12 protein-coding genes are annotated in these 15335 nt (G+C 60.1%); 7 read left to right on the top strand and 5 right to left on the bottom strand.

The features are described 5' to 3' along the window. Positions 1-7 precede the first annotated feature (7 nt). Both AC2FJW_RS16205 and AC2FJW_RS16200 read right to left on the bottom strand, forming a co-directional pair. On the bottom strand, positions 8-238 hold the full coding sequence (locus AC2FJW_RS16205) for a DUF2798 domain-containing protein (RefSeq protein WP_142638700.1): 231 nt from the start codon (positions 236-238) through the stop codon (positions 8-10). 71 nt (positions 239-309) lie between these two features. Then, positions 310-1065: a hydroxypyruvate isomerase family protein gene (locus tag AC2FJW_RS16200; RefSeq protein WP_496750671.1), complete on the bottom strand. Its 756-nt coding sequence runs from the start codon at positions 1063-1065 to the stop codon at positions 310-312. Positions 1066-1243: 178 nt separating this feature from the next. Here AC2FJW_RS16200 and AC2FJW_RS16195 point away from each other — a divergent pair, with 178 nt between their 5' ends. Then, a complete protein-coding gene (locus AC2FJW_RS16195) occupies positions 1244-2188 on the top strand; it encodes a DMT family transporter (protein WP_496697908.1) in 945 nt (314 codons plus the stop codon). On the opposite strand, the gene AC2FJW_RS16190 is transcribed toward AC2FJW_RS16195, so the two are convergent. Next, positions 2171-2746 carry a DUF1285 domain-containing protein gene (locus AC2FJW_RS16190; protein ID WP_281973328.1) on the bottom strand — a complete coding sequence of 192 codons (576 nt, stop codon included), beginning with the start codon at positions 2744-2746 and terminating at the stop codon, positions 2171-2173. The two genes, AC2FJW_RS16195 and AC2FJW_RS16190, sit on opposite strands and share 18 nt — an antisense overlap. A 64-nt stretch (positions 2747-2810) precedes the next feature. Between AC2FJW_RS16190 and AC2FJW_RS16185 the strand changes: the two genes are divergently transcribed. From AC2FJW_RS16185 to AC2FJW_RS16160, 6 genes are all read left to right on the top strand, one after another. After that, positions 2811-3818: an AAA family ATPase gene (locus tag AC2FJW_RS16185; RefSeq protein WP_271951824.1), complete on the top strand. Its 1008-nt coding sequence runs from the start codon at positions 2811-2813 to the stop codon at positions 3816-3818. Then, complete coding sequence (locus tag AC2FJW_RS16180; protein ID WP_496694308.1) at positions 3815-4690, top strand: DUF58 domain-containing protein; 876 nt, start codon at positions 3815-3817, stop codon at positions 4688-4690. Before AC2FJW_RS16185 ends, AC2FJW_RS16180 begins: the two co-directional genes overlap by 4 nt. After that, the gene (locus AC2FJW_RS16175; protein ID WP_496750669.1) at positions 4687-7449 is read left to right on the top strand and encodes a DUF4159 domain-containing protein; all 2763 of its coding nucleotides are present in this window, start codon (positions 4687-4689) and stop codon (positions 7447-7449) included. The genes AC2FJW_RS16180 and AC2FJW_RS16175 overlap by 4 nt, the downstream gene beginning before the upstream one ends. Beyond that, positions 7446-9488: a hypothetical protein gene (locus AC2FJW_RS16170; protein ID WP_496750667.1), complete on the top strand. Its 2043-nt coding sequence runs from the start codon at positions 7446-7448 to the stop codon at positions 9486-9488. Before AC2FJW_RS16175 ends, AC2FJW_RS16170 begins: the two co-directional genes overlap by 4 nt. 313 nt (positions 9489-9801) lie before the next feature. Continuing rightward, positions 9802-12009 (top strand): response regulator, encoded by a 2208-nt coding sequence (locus AC2FJW_RS16165; protein ID WP_496750666.1) that lies wholly within the window; start codon positions 9802-9804, stop codon positions 12007-12009. A gap of 18 nt (positions 12010-12027) precedes the next feature. Next, the gene (locus AC2FJW_RS16160; protein WP_496750664.1) at positions 12028-12489 is read left to right on the top strand and encodes a VOC family protein; all 462 of its coding nucleotides are present in this window, start codon (positions 12028-12030) and stop codon (positions 12487-12489) included. Here the strand turns inward: AC2FJW_RS16160 and yaaA are convergent. After that, a complete protein-coding gene (gene yaaA / locus AC2FJW_RS16155) occupies positions 12459-13250 on the bottom strand; it encodes a peroxide stress protein YaaA (RefSeq protein ID WP_496750662.1) in 792 nt (263 codons plus the stop codon). The two genes, AC2FJW_RS16160 and yaaA, sit on opposite strands and share 31 nt — an antisense overlap. Before the next feature lie 33 nt (positions 13251-13283). After that, positions 13284-15323: a DNA helicase RecQ gene (gene recQ / locus AC2FJW_RS16150; protein ID WP_496750661.1), complete on the bottom strand. Its 2040-nt coding sequence runs from the start codon at positions 15321-15323 to the stop codon at positions 13284-13286. Between the last annotated feature and the right edge of the window lie 12 nt (positions 15324-15335).

The following is a 15335-nucleotide window of genomic DNA, read 5'->3' as shown; positions in this document are numbered from 1 at the left end:
CGGCGGGTCAGCCCTGTGGTCTGACCATGCGGTTGACCATCCGTTGCACGCTGGGGCCCAGCAGTAGGATAACTGTGAACGCGATGGGCCAGGAGAAAACCCATGAGCCCATCCAGTCGCCCAGCGTCGCGGGACCGAAGCCGACGGCCTTGGCCGTGGCGATACCGGTGACGATGCAGGACATCATGCCTGACATGATCAGGCTGAACAGGGCGCGGGCATAGCGGGCAGGGATCATCCGGACATCCTTGGTGTGAGGTGGCAATGATCTGCGCCATTTTTCCGGGTAATACCAGTGCGAGCGGACAATCAAAGGTGCATCCAGCCGAGCGTCTCGGCGGTACGTTGGATCGAGGGCTGATATTCGGCACTGACCCAGCCGGTGTAGCCGCTGTCATCAATCGCTCGGAACAACTCGGCAAAATTCATCTCACCTCGACCGGGCTCTGAGCGATCCGGTGCCGCTCCGATCTGGGCATGCACGATGCGGGCTTGGAACTGCTGCCAGACCTGCAACGCGTTGCCATGGATCATCTGGGCGTGAAAACTGTCATATTGCAGGCCAACATTGGGCCGGTTCACACGATCCAAAACCTCGGCGGCCAGATCGTAAGAGTTCAGGAAATATTCAGGCTGTGACACCGGGTTGAGCGGTTCGATCGTGAACGGTTGTTGGGGCGCGTGGTCTGCTGCCCATTGCAGGTTTTGAACAAAGCAATCCATAGCATCCGCGCCCGAGGAATATCCGGACATGATGTGGATTTTTTCGGGCCGCAGCGCCTGAGCATAGCGTAGAACGCGGCGGATGTCGGACTGGAACCGCGCCTCACCGCCTGGAACGGCGGCATATCCGGGAGTGCCGCCGGTGTAGTTGGGTGGCGGCGCGTTGATCAGCACCAGGTCGAGCCCATTAGCCAGCAGGGCACGGCAGGTTTCCTTGGTAGCCAGATCATAGGGAAACAGAACCTCAACCGCCTTGAACCCGGCCTGCGCGGCGGCCTGAAACCGGTCGAGATAGGGCAGTTCGGCAAAGAGCAGTGAGATATTTGCAGCGAATTTGGGCATGGATGGCCTTTGCGTGTCTGTTCGCCGGACCATATCGGTCGGGTGATTTCAGCGAAAGGGACTGAAAACGACAGATTGTCGAAAATCGGCCAGATCACCCGGTTTAATTCAGTGACGTTCGGGACAATGCGGCGAATCATTTCTGGCGCCGCTTTGACCAGAGGTATGACCCATGGCAATGAGCCCTGACCCCGTGCGCGGGACCGCTATTTCTATGTCCGCCGACCGCAACTCCGCCTTGTCTGGCAACGGGTTGGCGGTTGCCTCGATGCTGGCATGGGCCGCAGGCTTTCCGGCGGCAGAGGTCTTGTTGCAAAGCTGGTCGCCAGTGGGCTTGCTGGCGGCACGTCTGGGTCTGGCGGTTCTGGTGCTGCTGCCGATCTGGCTGATGCTGGACGGTCCCAGTCGTATTCTAAGGGCCAGATGGGGATGGGCCATGATCGTCGGAGCGTTTGGCTTTGGCTGCCCGATGTTCCTGCTGATCCTGGCGCAAAAGCTGACCGATCCGGTAACCGTCGTCATCATCGCCTCTTGTGCGCCACTAATCGCAACCCTGCTGGAACTTAAGGCGGGCACACGTCGGCTGAGCTGGAATTTTGGCCTAGGCGTTCTGGTTTCAATTATCGGCGGGCTGATCGCCACCAGCGCCGTCGCCCCGGCGCAGCTGGGCCTTGGGGCCTTATGCGCGGTCGTGTCGGTCGTCTTTTTCAGCTGGGGCAGCATGACCACAGCGCGCGATTTCCCCGAACTCAGCCAGACCGGGCGCGCGACGATCACGTTGATCGGGGGCTTTGCCATGGCTGTGATCTTGTGCTTTGCCGCTGGCCTGATGGGCATGGAGGTGATCCCCGAGGTTGCCATTGACGGGCAGCAGATCGGGATGCTGGGGATCTATGCGCTGATTTCGCTGGGGCTGAGCCAGATCCTGTTCGTTGCTTCGGTTGGAAAGCTGGGCGTGGCGCTGGCCTCATTCCATATGAACATCGCGCCATTTTACGTGATGCTGATCATGATTGTGCTGGGAGATGAGTGGAATTCAACCCGCGCGCTGGGCGCGGGCATCGTGGCGGTCGCCGTTGTTCTGGCGCAGGATCGCAGGCCGCGCTCAGCCCAGATCGGCTGAGCGGATCAGCGGAAAGAACTGACCGCCCGACCACACCCCGAACCAGTCTTCATGATCGGTGCCGATCTCGACCAGCCGGTAAAAGCTTTTGCGGTCGATGCGCGCCTCAAGATTGGCGCGGATCAGAATATAGGGCGAGGGTTCCTGGGTCTTCGGATCAAACTCAACACGGATCGGGTGATCCGGTCCGGCCTTGGCCGTGTCACCCACATGGGTGCTGAAAGTCAAAATCTGCGCTGCGCCTGAGCCTGTGGCATCAAAGTCGACAGCGACGAACGGGACATCCTCAACCGTGATTCCCACCTTTTCGACCGGGGTCACCAGATAATATTTGCCCTCTTCTTTCTTAAGAATTGAGGAAAAAAGCTTCACAAGCTCGAACCTGTTGATGGGCGAGCCTAAATAACTCCAAGAACCATCTTTTGCGATCTTGATGTCCAGATCGCCACAAAACGGGGGATTCCACAGGTGAACAGGGGGTAAATCCCGTGTTTTCGCGGCTTTGACTGATGCCGCAATGCCATCAGGAGAAGGTGTCACAGGGATTTGTCCGCTCATTACTTTTGCCATTTCCTTTTCGCGCGATACACTTCAACCATACTCGTCCACGGAAGGGAAAGTCATGAGCGAACCTGCCGACCTCGTATCCGAGATCGAAGCGCTGGAAACCAAACTGCAAGAGGCCAAGGCCTCGATCACCCGACGCTTTATCGGGCAAGAGCGGGTCGTGGATCTGACGCTGGCCGCGCTGTTATGCGGCGGGCACGCATTGCTGATCGGATTGCCAGGGCTGGGCAAGACCCGGCTGGTTGAGACTTTGTCGACCGTGATGGGCCTGCATGGCAACCGTATCCAGTTCACGCCGGATCTGATGCCGGCTGATATTCTGGGGTCCGAGGTTCTGGATACGGCCGAGGATGGCAGTCGCCACTTCCGGTTCATTCCCGGACCGATCTTCTGCGAATTGCTGATGGCGGATGAGATCAACCGCGCCAGCCCGCGCACACAGTCGGCCTTGCTGCAAGCGATGCAGGAACGCACCGTCACCGTCGCGGGCGAGGATCGTGCGCTGGATGAGCCGTTTCACGTGCTGGCCACGCAAAACCCGATTGAACAAGAAGGCACCTATCCGCTGCCCGAGGCGCAGTTGGACCGCTTTTTGGTGCAGATTGACGTAGAATACCCGGATCGTCAGACCGAGCGGGATATCCTTCTGGCCACGACCGGTGTCGAAGAAGACGACGCCCATCAGATTTTCACCAAAGAGGAATTGCTGGCGGCGCAGCTTCTGTTGCGCCGGATGCCGGTTGGCGAGTCTGTGGTCGAACTGATTCTGGATCTGGTCCGCGCATTCCGCCCCGGCGAAGCAGGCGTGTCCGATCGTGTGGCCGAAACCGTGGCCTGGGGCCCTGGCCCCCGCGCGGCGCAGGCGTTGATGATGACGGTGCGTGCCAACGCCATGTTGCAGGGGCGACTGGCCCCCAACGCCGAAGATGTTCTTGAGATGGCCCGCCCGGTCCTCAGCCATCGTATGGCGCTGAACTTTGCGGCACGGGCGCGCGGTGACAGTCTGGCCGATCTGATTGACTCGACTGCACTTGGGTTGATCCGAACCGAGGCTGCGGCGTGAATGCCGGGCTGACCCTTCGTGAAAGATCCGAGGCCGAGGCATCTCGGTTGCCGCCCCTGTTGGCGCGGGCGGAACACCTGGCCGGAACCGTCCTGCTGGGTGACCATGGGCGTCGCCGATCCGGGATGGGCGATGATTTCTGGCAATACCGCCCGGCACAGGTTGGCGACAGCCGCCGGATGATTGACCACCGCCGCTCGGCCCGTGGCGATCAACAATTTGTGCGCGAACGCGAATGGCAGATTGCCCAATCGGTGATGCTGTGGGTGGATCAGGGCGCGTCGATGCGCTTTGCCTCGGACGCTTCGCTGCCCACCAAGGCGGATCGCGCGCGTTTGCTGGGGCTGGCAACTTCGATCTTGCTGGCGCGTGGTGGTGAGCGTGTGGGCCTGACGGGCACAACCCTGCCGCCCCGGCGCGGCAACGCACAGATCATCCGGCTTGCGCAGGCCTGGTCCGAGGATGATCAAGCCGACTATGCGCCACCCGAGCACCGCGCCATGATCCCCCATGCGCGGGCGGTGTTCATCTCTGATTTTCTTGGCCCGATGGAAGAAGTTGAACTGGCACTGTCCAAAGCTGCGGATCGTGGCGTGCGCGGGGTGGTCCTGCAGGTGCTGGATCCCGGTGAAGAGAATTTCCCCTATCGCGGGCGCACCATTTTCGAAAGCGTTGGCGGCTCGGCTCGGCATGAAACGCTCAAGGCTTCTGATCTTCGTGACCGGTATCTTGCGCGCCTTGCCGAACGAAAAGATGCCTTGATGCGCTTGTGTCGGGTGACGGGATGGCAACTGGGGTTGCACCACACTGGCGACAGCGCACAGGCGGCTCTGTTATGGCTGTATCGCGCTTTGGACGGGGGCAGAGTATGACGGTTTTGGCTGGGATAGGCTTTACCGCGCCTTGGGTGTTGCTGGGATTGCTGACCCTGCCCATCCTGTGGCTGGTCCTGCGCGCTGTGCCGCCTGCGCCGATCCGGCGAATGTTTCCGGCCGTAACGCTGCTGCTGGGGCTGAAGGACGACGAGAGTGTTTCGGATCGGACACCATGGTGGCTGCTGCTGTTGCGAATGCTGGCGGCGGCGGCGATCATTATCGGTCTGGCCGGGCCGGTTTTGAATCCCTCGCGGGATCAGGTGGGTTCGGGGCCGCTGTTGTTGGTGCTGGATGCCAGCTGGGCAGGTGCAAGCGGCTGGCCATCGCTTCAGGACCAGCTTGATACGCAGCTGACCGAGGCCGGACGCGCCGGACGCACGGTGGCTTTGCTCAACTTGACGGAGCCAGAAGCCCCAGTCTTTCAGGCCGCCGAAGCGTGGCGGGGTCGGCTTCCGGGGGTGACTCCGATGCCCTGGCAACCAACTCAGCTGCAGATGGATCAGGTGCTCGATGTGCTGGATCAGCTTGATGGTGGTTTTGATACATATTGGTTCAGCGACGGTCTGGGATTTGCGGGTCGGGAAACGGTTCTGGCTGCGTTGCAATCGCGCGGGGAAGTGACCGTGTACCAGTCAGGCTCGCCTGTTTATGCGATTCTGCCCGCCGCCTATCAGGATGGTGTCATTCAACTGACGGCCCAACGCGCCACTGCTGGTCCGGAAAACATCCTGACCATTTTGGCACAGGGGCGCGATCCGGCGGGCGCAATGCGGGTTCTGCAATCCGCCAATGTCGTCTTTGCTGAAGGTGAAACGCTTGCTCAGGTGGAGCTGGCGCTGCCCTCGGAACTACGGGCCAGAATCACCCGGTTCGAGATTCAGGGCCAGCGGTCGGCGGGTGCCGTAACGCTGACCGATGACAGCCTGCGCAGGCGTGAGGTGGCCCTGCTTGCGGGCAGTTTGAACCGTGAAGGGTTAGAGCTGTTGTCGCCGCTACATTATCTGACGCAGGTTTTGGTCCCGACCGCGGATTTTGTCGAGGGCGGGTTGATGGATGTGTTGCCCGCCAATCCGGATGTGATTGTTCTGGCGGATGTGGCGAAATTGGCCGAAGCGGAACAACTGGCGGTGACCGAATGGGTCGAACAGGGCGGGCTGCTGCTGCGCTTTGCCGGGCCGCGCATGGCCGCTAGCGATCTGGGGCGGGATGTCGAGGATACCTTGCTGCCGGTGCGCCTGCGCAGCGGTGGCCGTTCGGTCGGCGGCGCGATGAGCTGGGGTGAGGCCAAAGGTCTGGCTCCGTTCCCCGAAACCTCTCCGTTCTACGGGCTGCGCGTGCCGCCGGATGTATCGGTCACCACGCAGGTCATGGCACAACCAGACCCTAATTTGGCGGATCGGGTGATTGCATCGCTGTCGGATGGCACGCCTCTGGTCACGCGCAAGGCGCTGGGGCTGGGGCAGGTGGTGCTGTTCCATGTCACCGCCGATGCCGAATGGTCCAGCCTTCCCCTCTCGGGCCTGTTTGTCGAGATGCTGGACCGGCTCGCCGTTGCGTCGGCTGCGAAATCCCGGGAAGAATCGCAACTACAGGGCACGACCTGGGAACCGCTGCAGGTCATGGATGGGTTCGGAGGTTTGTCGGATGCGGATAACCTGGCCGGTGTCGATGGGGTTGATCTGGCCTCGGGCGCAATCGGGCCGGACCTGCGGCCGGGCCTGTATGAAAGCGGCAAGCAAAAACTGGCGCTGAATGTACTGGATGCGGATACGGTGCTGACGCCAGCCATCTGGCCATCTGATGTGCCGATCAAAGGGCAGGAAATCAGCGCCGAAACGCCGGTCGGGGGCATTTTGCTTAGCCTCGCGCTGATCTTGCTGACGGTGGACGTCATTGCGTCACTTCTGTTGTCGGGGCGACTTGGGCTGGCCCGGGCCGCGGCGATGGCGCTGGGTGCGTTGCTGATTGCACCTGACCTTCAGGCTCAGACGCCCGAGGAAACCGATTTTGCCCTGATGGCAACGCAAGAGCTGGTACTGGCTCATGTCATGACCGGAAACGCGCAGGTTGACGATATCGCGGGCGCCGGGATGCGTGGCTTGGCGCAAACTTTGTTCTTCCGCACTTCGGTCGAACCGGCAGAGCCCATCGGCGTTGATCTGGAACGGGACGAGCTGGCGTTTTTCCCGCTGCTGTACTGGCCGATCACGCCGGAACAGCCGCAACCCTCGGACGAAGCCTATGCCAAGCTGAATGCCTATCTCCGCTCGGGCGGCATGATCCTGTTCGACACGCGCGACGCGGATGTGGCGCGTTTCGGTGCAGCCAGCCCCAATGGCCGCAAGCTGCAACAACTGGCCGCCCCGCTGAATATCCCTTCGTTAGAGCCTGTTCCGGATGACCATGTTCTGACGCGGGCCTTCTATTTGCTACAGGATTTCCCGGGCCGATATGCCGGTACCGAGATTTGGGTCGAAGCCGCCCCGCCGGATGCGGAACAGATCGACGGCATGCCGTTCCGCAACCTCAACGACAATGTGACCCCGGTAGTGATCGGCGGGAATGACTGGGCCGGGGCCTGGGCCGTCGACCGAAACGGGCAGGCCTTGTTGCCGGTCGGGCGCGGATATGCCGGTGAGCGGCAGCGGGAATTGGCCAATCGGTTTGGCGTCAATCTGGTGATGCATGTGCTGACCGGGAATTACAAATCGGATCAGGTCCATGTGCCTGCGCTGCTGGACAGGTTGGGACAATGACCGGAACCGTTATCTTTGACCCTCTGATTCCGTGGCCCGTTCTGATGGTCGTTGCCGCGATTGCCATATCAGGCGTTGTTCTAGCCCTGTGGCGGGGCCTGTCTGGCTGGGCCTTGCGTGGGTTGGCCGCCCTGGTCGTGATCGCGGCCATGGCGGGGCCTGTTTATCAGGTCGAAGATCGCACTCCGCTGACCGACATCGTGGTGATGATCGAGGATGAAAGCGCCAGCCAGACCCTGTCCGATCGCCCGGAACAGACAGCACAGGCCGCTGCCGAACTGGCGGCCGAGATCGACACGCGCGACAATACCGAGCTGCGCCGGATCCGGGTGGCTGACAGCGATGGGGATGAGGGCACACAGGTCATGGCTGCGCTGAACAAAGTCCTGGCCGAGGAACCCCGTGCGCGCATTGCGGGGATCCTCGTGGTTTCGGACGGGATCGTGCATGACGTTGATCAGGCCCCTGACCTGCCTGCACCGATGCACCTGTTGCAGACTGGGCGGGCCAGCGACTGGGACCGCCGTCTGATCGTCCGCAATGCACCGGCTTTTGCCATTATCGGAGAGCCGGTCACGCTGACGTTGCGGGTTGAGGATAGCGGCGCAGTTCCTGTTGCGGCTGCGAATGCGCCCTTGGAAATTTCGGTTGATGGCAATGCGCCAGAGCATTTCACCATTCCAATCGGTGTCGATGTCGAGCTACCGGTCAAGCTGTCCCATGGCGGGCGGAATGTCATCCAGTTTACCGTACCCGGCGTCGAAGGAGAGTTGACCGACCGCAACAACACCGCACTGATTCAGATGAACGGTGTGCGCGACCGTCTGCGGGTGCTGCTGGTTTCGGGTGAACCGCATCCCGGTGGACGGACCTGGCGGAACCTTCTGAAATCCGACAGCTCGGTCGATCTGGTGCATTTCACAATCCTGCGACCGCCTGAAAAGCAGGATGGTGTGCCTGTGGACGAGTTGTCTTTGATCGCTTTTCCGACCCGCGAGCTGTTTCTGGAAAAGATCAACGATTTCGATCTGATCATCTTTGATCGCTATAAGCGGCGCGGTATTCTGCCTGCGGTCTATCTGGAGAATGTCACCAATTACATCAATGATGGTGGTGCGGTTCTGATTGCGGCTGGTCCTGATTTTGCCAGCGCCGACAGTATCTTCCGCTCGCCGCTGGCGCCGATTCTTCCGGCGCAACCCACCGCGCGGGTCATCGAAGAACGCTTTGTGCCCACAGTTACAGATATGGGGCACCGGCACCCGGTGACCACGGATCTGGGCGATTCCGAGCATTGGGGTGCATGGTTGCGCCAGGTTGATGTCCTGTTCCGATCAGGTGAAACGCTGATGACCGGCGTCGATGACCGGCCGCTGCTGGTGCTGGACCGGGTCGGAGAGGGGCGCGTGGCAATGCTGGCCTCTGACCACGCTTGGCTCTGGAGCCGTGGCTTCGACGGCGGTGGTCCGCAGCTTGAACTTCTACGGCGATTGGCACATTGGATGATGAAAGAACCCGAGCTTGAGGAAGAGGCTCTGTGGGCCGAAGCAAATGGTCAAATCATGCGCGTCATCCGTCAAACCCTGGGGGATGACGTCGGAGCGGTTACCATCACGCAGCCCAATGGCGAAACACTTGAGGTGACGCTGAACGAAGTTTCTCCGGGGCGGTTCGAAGCTCAGATCTTCGGCCCCGAGATTGGCCTCTATCGTCTGCAAGAGGGTGAACATTCGGCGGTGATCGGGTTGGGCCCTGCGGCCCCCAAAGAATTTGAACGCACGATTGCTACTGATCAGATCCTTGAGCCGGTTCTGGCCGAATTGCGCGGCGGTGTGATCCGGGTCGAGGACGGTTTGCCTTCGATCCGCAATGTCCGCGCTGGGCGGCCAGCATCGGGGCGCGGTTGGATCGGGCTGACCCCGCGCGATGCCTACCAGACCAGCTCTGTAACACAGGCTGGTGTTCTGCCGCCCTGGCTGGTGCTTTTGCTGGCCGGTGGTTTCCTTCTGGCGGGTTGGCTGCGCGAAGGTCGGCGTTAGGTCATTCGACCACAACGCTGATTGTGGCCCCATTCACCAGCATCATGTCATGGTAAAGCACCGTTTGAACCGGCTTTGCTGCGTCAGGTTTGTCGTGTAATCCCACACAATTTTTCTGATCTGAGCGCCTGTAGCGCATTCAGATACAGCAGATTTTGCGTTGAGTAGGAAAAGGCAGGTACCGGCGAGGCAGGCAGTTTTGGACGTTTGCGGCCTCTGAGCCTGCCATTGGTCTGTGGCAACAGGCACGGCTTAAACACTTTTTCACGCTCTGTCAGGATGCTGTGGGCAGATTGTACCGGGATCACCTTTGATGAGTCTTGCAACCAAACTGGCACAGGAAAGACGCGCACGGCTTGCCGCTGAACGTCTGCTGGAGATGAAACAGGCCGAGCTATCAGCGGCCAACCGGAAATTGGGCCTGCACGCGATGGCTCTGACTAAACGCATTGGTGAAACGCGGGCCGAGGTTGAGACGGTGCGCGATGAAAATGAAAAAGTTAAATCGGACCTGACATTGGCCAATGCCAAGATCGAAGTGGCCGAACGGCGGCTATGGCATTCGATCCAGACCTTCCCAGACGGGTTTGCATTCTTCGACGAAGAGAGCCGGTTGATCGGGGCAAATGCCTCATATTTCAGCCTGTTTGAGGGGCTGGATGAAGTAGCGCCCGGTATCAGCTATGGCAGAATTCTGGAAACCCTCACGCAGGAGGGTCTGATTGATACCGTCGACGAGGCACAGGATGATTGGCGCGCCAGGATGCTGGCCCGTTGGAAGTTGTCCAACCCGCCGTCAGAAATCGTCAAACTGTGGAACGGGCTCTATATCAAGCTGATTGATCAACGCGGTGGCGGTGGCGATGTGGTCAGCCTTGCGCTTGATATAACCGCCTCGGTCCGGCATCAGGCCGAACTGACCGCGGCGCGCGAACGGGCCGAGGCTGCAAACCGCGCGAAATCTGCATTCCTGGCCAATATGAGCCATGAAATCCGCACGCCCATGAACGGTATTGTTGGCATGACCGAGTTGATGACCGAAACCGCGCTGGATGAAGAACAACGGCTCTATCTCAACACGATCCGCAATTCCGGTGAAGCCTTGCTGGTGATCATCAACGATGTTCTGGATTACTCGAAGATTGAGGCGGATAAGCTGGTCCTGCACCCCGAACAGTTCGATTTCGAACGCTGTATCCTTGAGGTGGCGATGCTGCTGCAGCCCAGTGTTCGTGACAAGGGTTTAAGCCTTTTAGTCGACTATGACCTGTTTTTGCCAACCCTGTTCGTGGGCGATCCGGGCCGGGTACGTCAGGTCTTGACCAATCTGGTTGGCAACGCGGTCAAGTTCACCGCGGAAGGGCATGTCTTGATCCGCGTCACGGGGGTCCCCCGCGCGGAGGCCCAGGCCTGTGATATTCATGTTGCCATAGAAGATACCGGTATCGGTATTGCCGAGGATAAAGCGGCGCATATCTTTGGTGAATTCAATCAGGTTGAGGATGAACAAAACCGACAGTTTGAAGGGACCGGGTTGGGTCTGGCCATCACCAAACGACTGATCAAATTGATGGACGGTGCCATCTGGGTCGAAAGCGAGCCGGGCGAGGGGTCCTGTTTTGGATTTCGGATAACGCTGCCGACGGTCGAAGGTCCGCAACCCGCCCCCCCGAATCTGGAAGGATGTCTGCGCCATGTGGTCGTGGTTGAAGATCTGGCTGTCAATCGCGCGATCCTGTCAAAGCAACTTGGTCGCCTAGGTGCCAAGGTTACCGAATGTACCACCGGAACCGAGGCGCTGGCTACGCTTGATGACACGGTAGATCTGGTGCTGTGCGATCACGATCTGCCGGACATGGATGGGCTGGATTTGGCGGCCACGATAAAGGGTCGGGGGTGGACGGATACCTCTGTCGTGGTCATGTCGGCCAATCCCGGCGTGATTCATGCTCATCCGGCCTGCGAGCTTATTGACGGAGTGTTGCAAAAGCCGATCCCTCGTTCAGAATTATATGCACGTCTGACCGCTCTGGGACGATCAGCGAATTCGATATCGAATGGTTCCGACACGCAAAACCCAACGGTTGCGCAGGTCAGACCGATTGCCGAGGATCAAAGGCTCATGCGGGTTCTGGCTGCTGAGGACAACAAGACCAACCAGCTGATCCTTCGCAAGATGGTCAAGGATCTGAACATTGATCTTCGCTTTGCCGGCAACGGGCTTGAGGCGGTCGCCGCCCATCTGGAATTCGACCCGGATTTGATATTCATGGATATCTCGATGCCCGGAATGGACGGTAAACAGGCTACAGGTGAAATCCGCCGCCGCGAGGTTGAAACCAATCAGCACGTCCCGATCGTAGCCCTGACCGCACATGCAATGAGCGGAGATGACCAAAGTATTTTATCGGCTGGATTGGACTACTACCTGACCAAACCGCTGCAAAAACAGAAAATCCACCAAATGATCCTTGACCATCGGCCAGACGGAACGCAACCGGTTCTTGATGACGAAACCTGAGCGATCTAGGCTGCCGACATGACTGATGACCGTGGATTTCACCCCCGCGCGCTGGGCGAGATTGCCATTCGCTGCGCAGATATGGCCGCTATGGTGCAGTTCTATGAACAGGTGATCGGCCTGCAGCGTCTGAGCGGTGACCATGACAGCGCTATAACCTTCTTCCGGATAGCCGAGGGGTTTGGCGGCCATACGCAAGTTCTGGCCCTGTTTCACCACAGCACCGCGCCACGACCGGGGCAACATCGGGCCGGTGCCGAAGATCCCGTAACAGGAGCGGGATCGTCGCTGCATCATATCGCATTGTCGCTGCCCTTCGACGAGCAGGCGGCGGTCATAAGTTGGTATGACAAGATCGGCCAACCCTATCGCATCGAGCTGTTCGGATGGGTTGGTTGGCGCGGAATTTTCACCGAAGACCCGGAAGGCAACACAGTTGAACTGGTCTCTTACGACCCGTCGATGCTGGCTGAGGCCTGATAGGGCCGGATAAAGACTGGCTTGTCGTCCTCTGACAAGTCGGGGCGGTATTCATAGCCGCCCGAGTCGAACTCTGTCAGGCTGGCGGGATCGGACAGACGGTGTTGAATGACATAGCGTGCCATCGCCCCGCGTGCCTTTTTGGCAAAGAAGCTGACGATCTTTGGCGTGCCGCTCTTGTCTTCCATGAAGACCGGCGTGATGACCCGTAATTTCAGCGCTTTGGGGTCTACTGCACCGAAATATTCCTGACTGGCGCAATTCAACAGCACGTCGCTACCGATCCCGGCTGCCTGAGCGTTTAGCGCCTTGCTTAGTTGGTCGCGCCAATAATCGTACAGGTTCTTGCCGCGCCGGGTCTTCAGCCTACTGCCCATCTCAAGCCGATAGGGCTGAATGGCGTCCAGCGGACGCAATATGCCATACAGTCCGGACAGGATACGCAGGTGATCCTGGGCCCAGGCCATCTCTTCCACATCCAGCGAAGTCGCTTCGAGCCCCTGATAGGTGTCTCCGGCAAAGGCCAGTGCGGCCGGGCGTGTCGCCACAGCATCGGGGGCGTCCGAAAAGGCGCGATAACGGTCGCGGTTCAGGCGGGCCAGATCATCGCTCAGATCCATCAGCTTCTTCAGGTCCCCCAGCGTCAGATTGCGGGCGGTTTTCGACAGGCGGATCGCGTCATCCTGAAAGTCGGGTTGCGTGACCTCAACATTCCGTTCTGCCCATTCCAGCCGTTTGGCCGGGGAAATCACTACCAGCATAGTCGCCCTCGTTTCTTGCCTGTTGATGGGTATCTAGCTTGCCATACGCAGCACGTCCAGAAAGGCGGCGCCAAACCTTTCGTGACGGCGGTCACCCAGAACCTGTTCGATGGCGCGCGGGTCGTCTGATCGCAACTGCGCCACCTTTGCCAGTTGCGAGGCGGTACAGGTCAGCGGCTTGTCGATTCCATCAGGGCCGCGCGACAGTTGCGACTGAACTTCGAGCAGGCGGTCGTAAATCTCACCCTGATCGCGCCCGGCCAGTTTGCGACGGGCCGGGTGCAGTTCTTCGACCGCGCCGGTCAGAACCTCCAGAAACGTGGCCCCGTATCGTTCTAGTTTCTTAGCACCGATCCCGCTGATCCGGGCCATATCGTCCAGCGTTGCAGGGCGGGTTTCCGCCATTTCGATCAGGGTGCGATCGGGAAAAATAACATAGGCCGGGACCCGCGCGGATTCGGCCAGCGCACGGCGTTTCGCCTTCAGTGCGCTCAGCAGCGGTGCGTCTTCTTCGGATACCATCTCTTTGACCGCAGGCCGACGGGTTGCTTTGCGGATCGTGTCCTTACGCAGGTTGATCTGCGCCTCGCCTTTCAGGATCGGCTTGGCGGCCTCAGTCATGCGCAGCGCGCCGTGGCGGTCGGGATCAGGACGGACCAGATCATGGCCCATCATCTGCCGAAAGATCGCCTGCCATTGCGGGCGCGACCAGTCCTTGCCGATACCATAGGTGGACAGCGCATCATGGCGGCGGGCGCGGATCTTGTCGGTCTCGTTGCCCAGCAGGATGTCGATCAGATGGCCTGCGCCGAACCATTCCTCGGTGCGCAGGATCGCGGACAGGGCCATACGAACCGGGGTGGTGCCATCGAACACTTCCGGCGGGCTGTCACACAGATCGCATTTGCCACAGGGTTCGGTCTGTTCATCGAAATAACCCAGCAAAGTCTGACGGCGGCAGGCCAGCGCCTCGGCCAAGCCAAGCAGAGCGTTCAAACGGGCGTGATCGGCCATCCGCCGGTCAGACGGAGCAAGCCCCTCGTCTATCTGTGACCGGCGCAGGCGAATGTCATCTGCCCCAAACAGGGTCAGGGTTTCTGCCGGGGCGCCATCACGCCCGGCGCGGCCGATTTCCTGATAATAAGCTTCGATGGATTTGGGCAGGTCCGCATGGGCGACCCAGCGGATGTCGGGCTTGTCGATGCCCATGCCAAAGGCAACCGTGGCCGCCACGATCAGACCATCCTCGCGCGCAAAGCGGGTCTCGACGATGCGGCGATCCTCGGGATCCATGCCGCCGTGATAGTGACAGGCGGTGTGGCCTTCGGCACGCAGGGCCTGTGCCAGAACCTCGGTCTTGTTACGGGTGCCGCAATAGACAATGCCGGATTGGGTTTTGCGCGCGGCGGCAAAATCCAGGATCTGTTTGCGGGGCCCATCCTTGGCGGCAAAGGCCAGGTGGATGTTGGGCCGGTCGAACCCGCGCAGAAATTTGCGCGGGGCCGTACCGCCAAACAGCTTTTCGACAATCTCGTCCTGCGTTTCCGCATCTGCTGTGGCGGTGAAAGCGGCCAAAGGCACATCCAGCGCACGCCGCAGCTCTCCGATCCGAAGGTAGTCGGGGCGGAAATCATGGCCCCATTGACTGACGCAATGCGCCTCGTCCACCGCAATCAGGCTGACATTGATCCGCCGCAACATGCCCAGCGCCGATCCGGCGGCCAGACGTTCGGGAGCCATGTACAGCAGCTTGAGCCGCCCGGCCTCTAACGCTTCCCACACGGCATCGGTTTCTTCGGGCGTGTTGCCGGAGGTCAGCGCGCCGGCCTCAACCCCGGCCTCTTGCAACCCGCGCACCTGATCGCGCATCAGGGCAATCAGCGGAGAGATCACCACCGTGACCCCATCGCGCATCAGCGCAGGCAGTTGGAAACACAGGGATTTGCCACCGCCCGTGGGCATGATGGCCAGCACGTTTTCGCCCAGCGTGACGGCATCGACGATCTCTTCCTGACCCGGACGGAAATCGTCGAATCCAAAGACATCTCGCAGCAAAGGCGCGGCGTCAAACATGTGCGGGGGTGC

This window comes from Ruegeria sp. CDSA020 (assembly GCF_059612345.1).
Note: the sequence above shows the minus strand (reverse complement) of the source record. Positions and strands in the feature narration are given on the sequence as shown.

What these genes read in the sequence shown, in the direction of transcription:
- AC2FJW_RS16205 (WP_142638700.1), bottom strand. Translation starts at nt 238, where the DNA reads ATGATCCCTGCCCGCTATGCCCGCGCCCTGTTCAGCCTGATCATGTCA.
- AC2FJW_RS16200 (WP_496750671.1), bottom strand. Translation starts at nt 1,065, where the DNA reads ATGCCCAAATTCGCTGCAAATATCTCACTGCTCTTTGCCGAACTGCCC.
- AC2FJW_RS16195 (WP_496697908.1), top strand. Translation starts at nt 1,244, where the DNA reads ATGAGCCCTGACCCCGTGCGCGGGACCGCTATTTCTATGTCCGCCGAC.
- AC2FJW_RS16190 (WP_281973328.1), bottom strand. Translation starts at nt 2,746, where the DNA reads ATGAGCGGACAAATCCCTGTGACACCTTCTCCTGATGGCATTGCGGCA.
- AC2FJW_RS16185 (WP_271951824.1), top strand. Translation starts at nt 2,811, where the DNA reads ATGAGCGAACCTGCCGACCTCGTATCCGAGATCGAAGCGCTGGAAACC.
- AC2FJW_RS16175 (WP_496750669.1), top strand. Translation starts at nt 4,687, where the DNA reads ATGACGGTTTTGGCTGGGATAGGCTTTACCGCGCCTTGGGTGTTGCTG.
- AC2FJW_RS16170 (WP_496750667.1), top strand. Translation starts at nt 7,446, where the DNA reads ATGACCGGAACCGTTATCTTTGACCCTCTGATTCCGTGGCCCGTTCTG.
- AC2FJW_RS16165 (WP_496750666.1), top strand. Translation starts at nt 9,802, where the DNA reads ATGAGTCTTGCAACCAAACTGGCACAGGAAAGACGCGCACGGCTTGCC.
- AC2FJW_RS16160 (WP_496750664.1), top strand. Translation starts at nt 12,028, where the DNA reads ATGACTGATGACCGTGGATTTCACCCCCGCGCGCTGGGCGAGATTGCC.
- yaaA (WP_496750662.1), bottom strand. Translation starts at nt 13,250, where the DNA reads ATGCTGGTAGTGATTTCCCCGGCCAAACGGCTGGAATGGGCAGAACGG.
- recQ (WP_496750661.1), bottom strand. Translation starts at nt 15,323, where the DNA reads ATGTTTGACGCCGCGCCTTTGCTGCGAGATGTCTTTGGATTCGACGAT.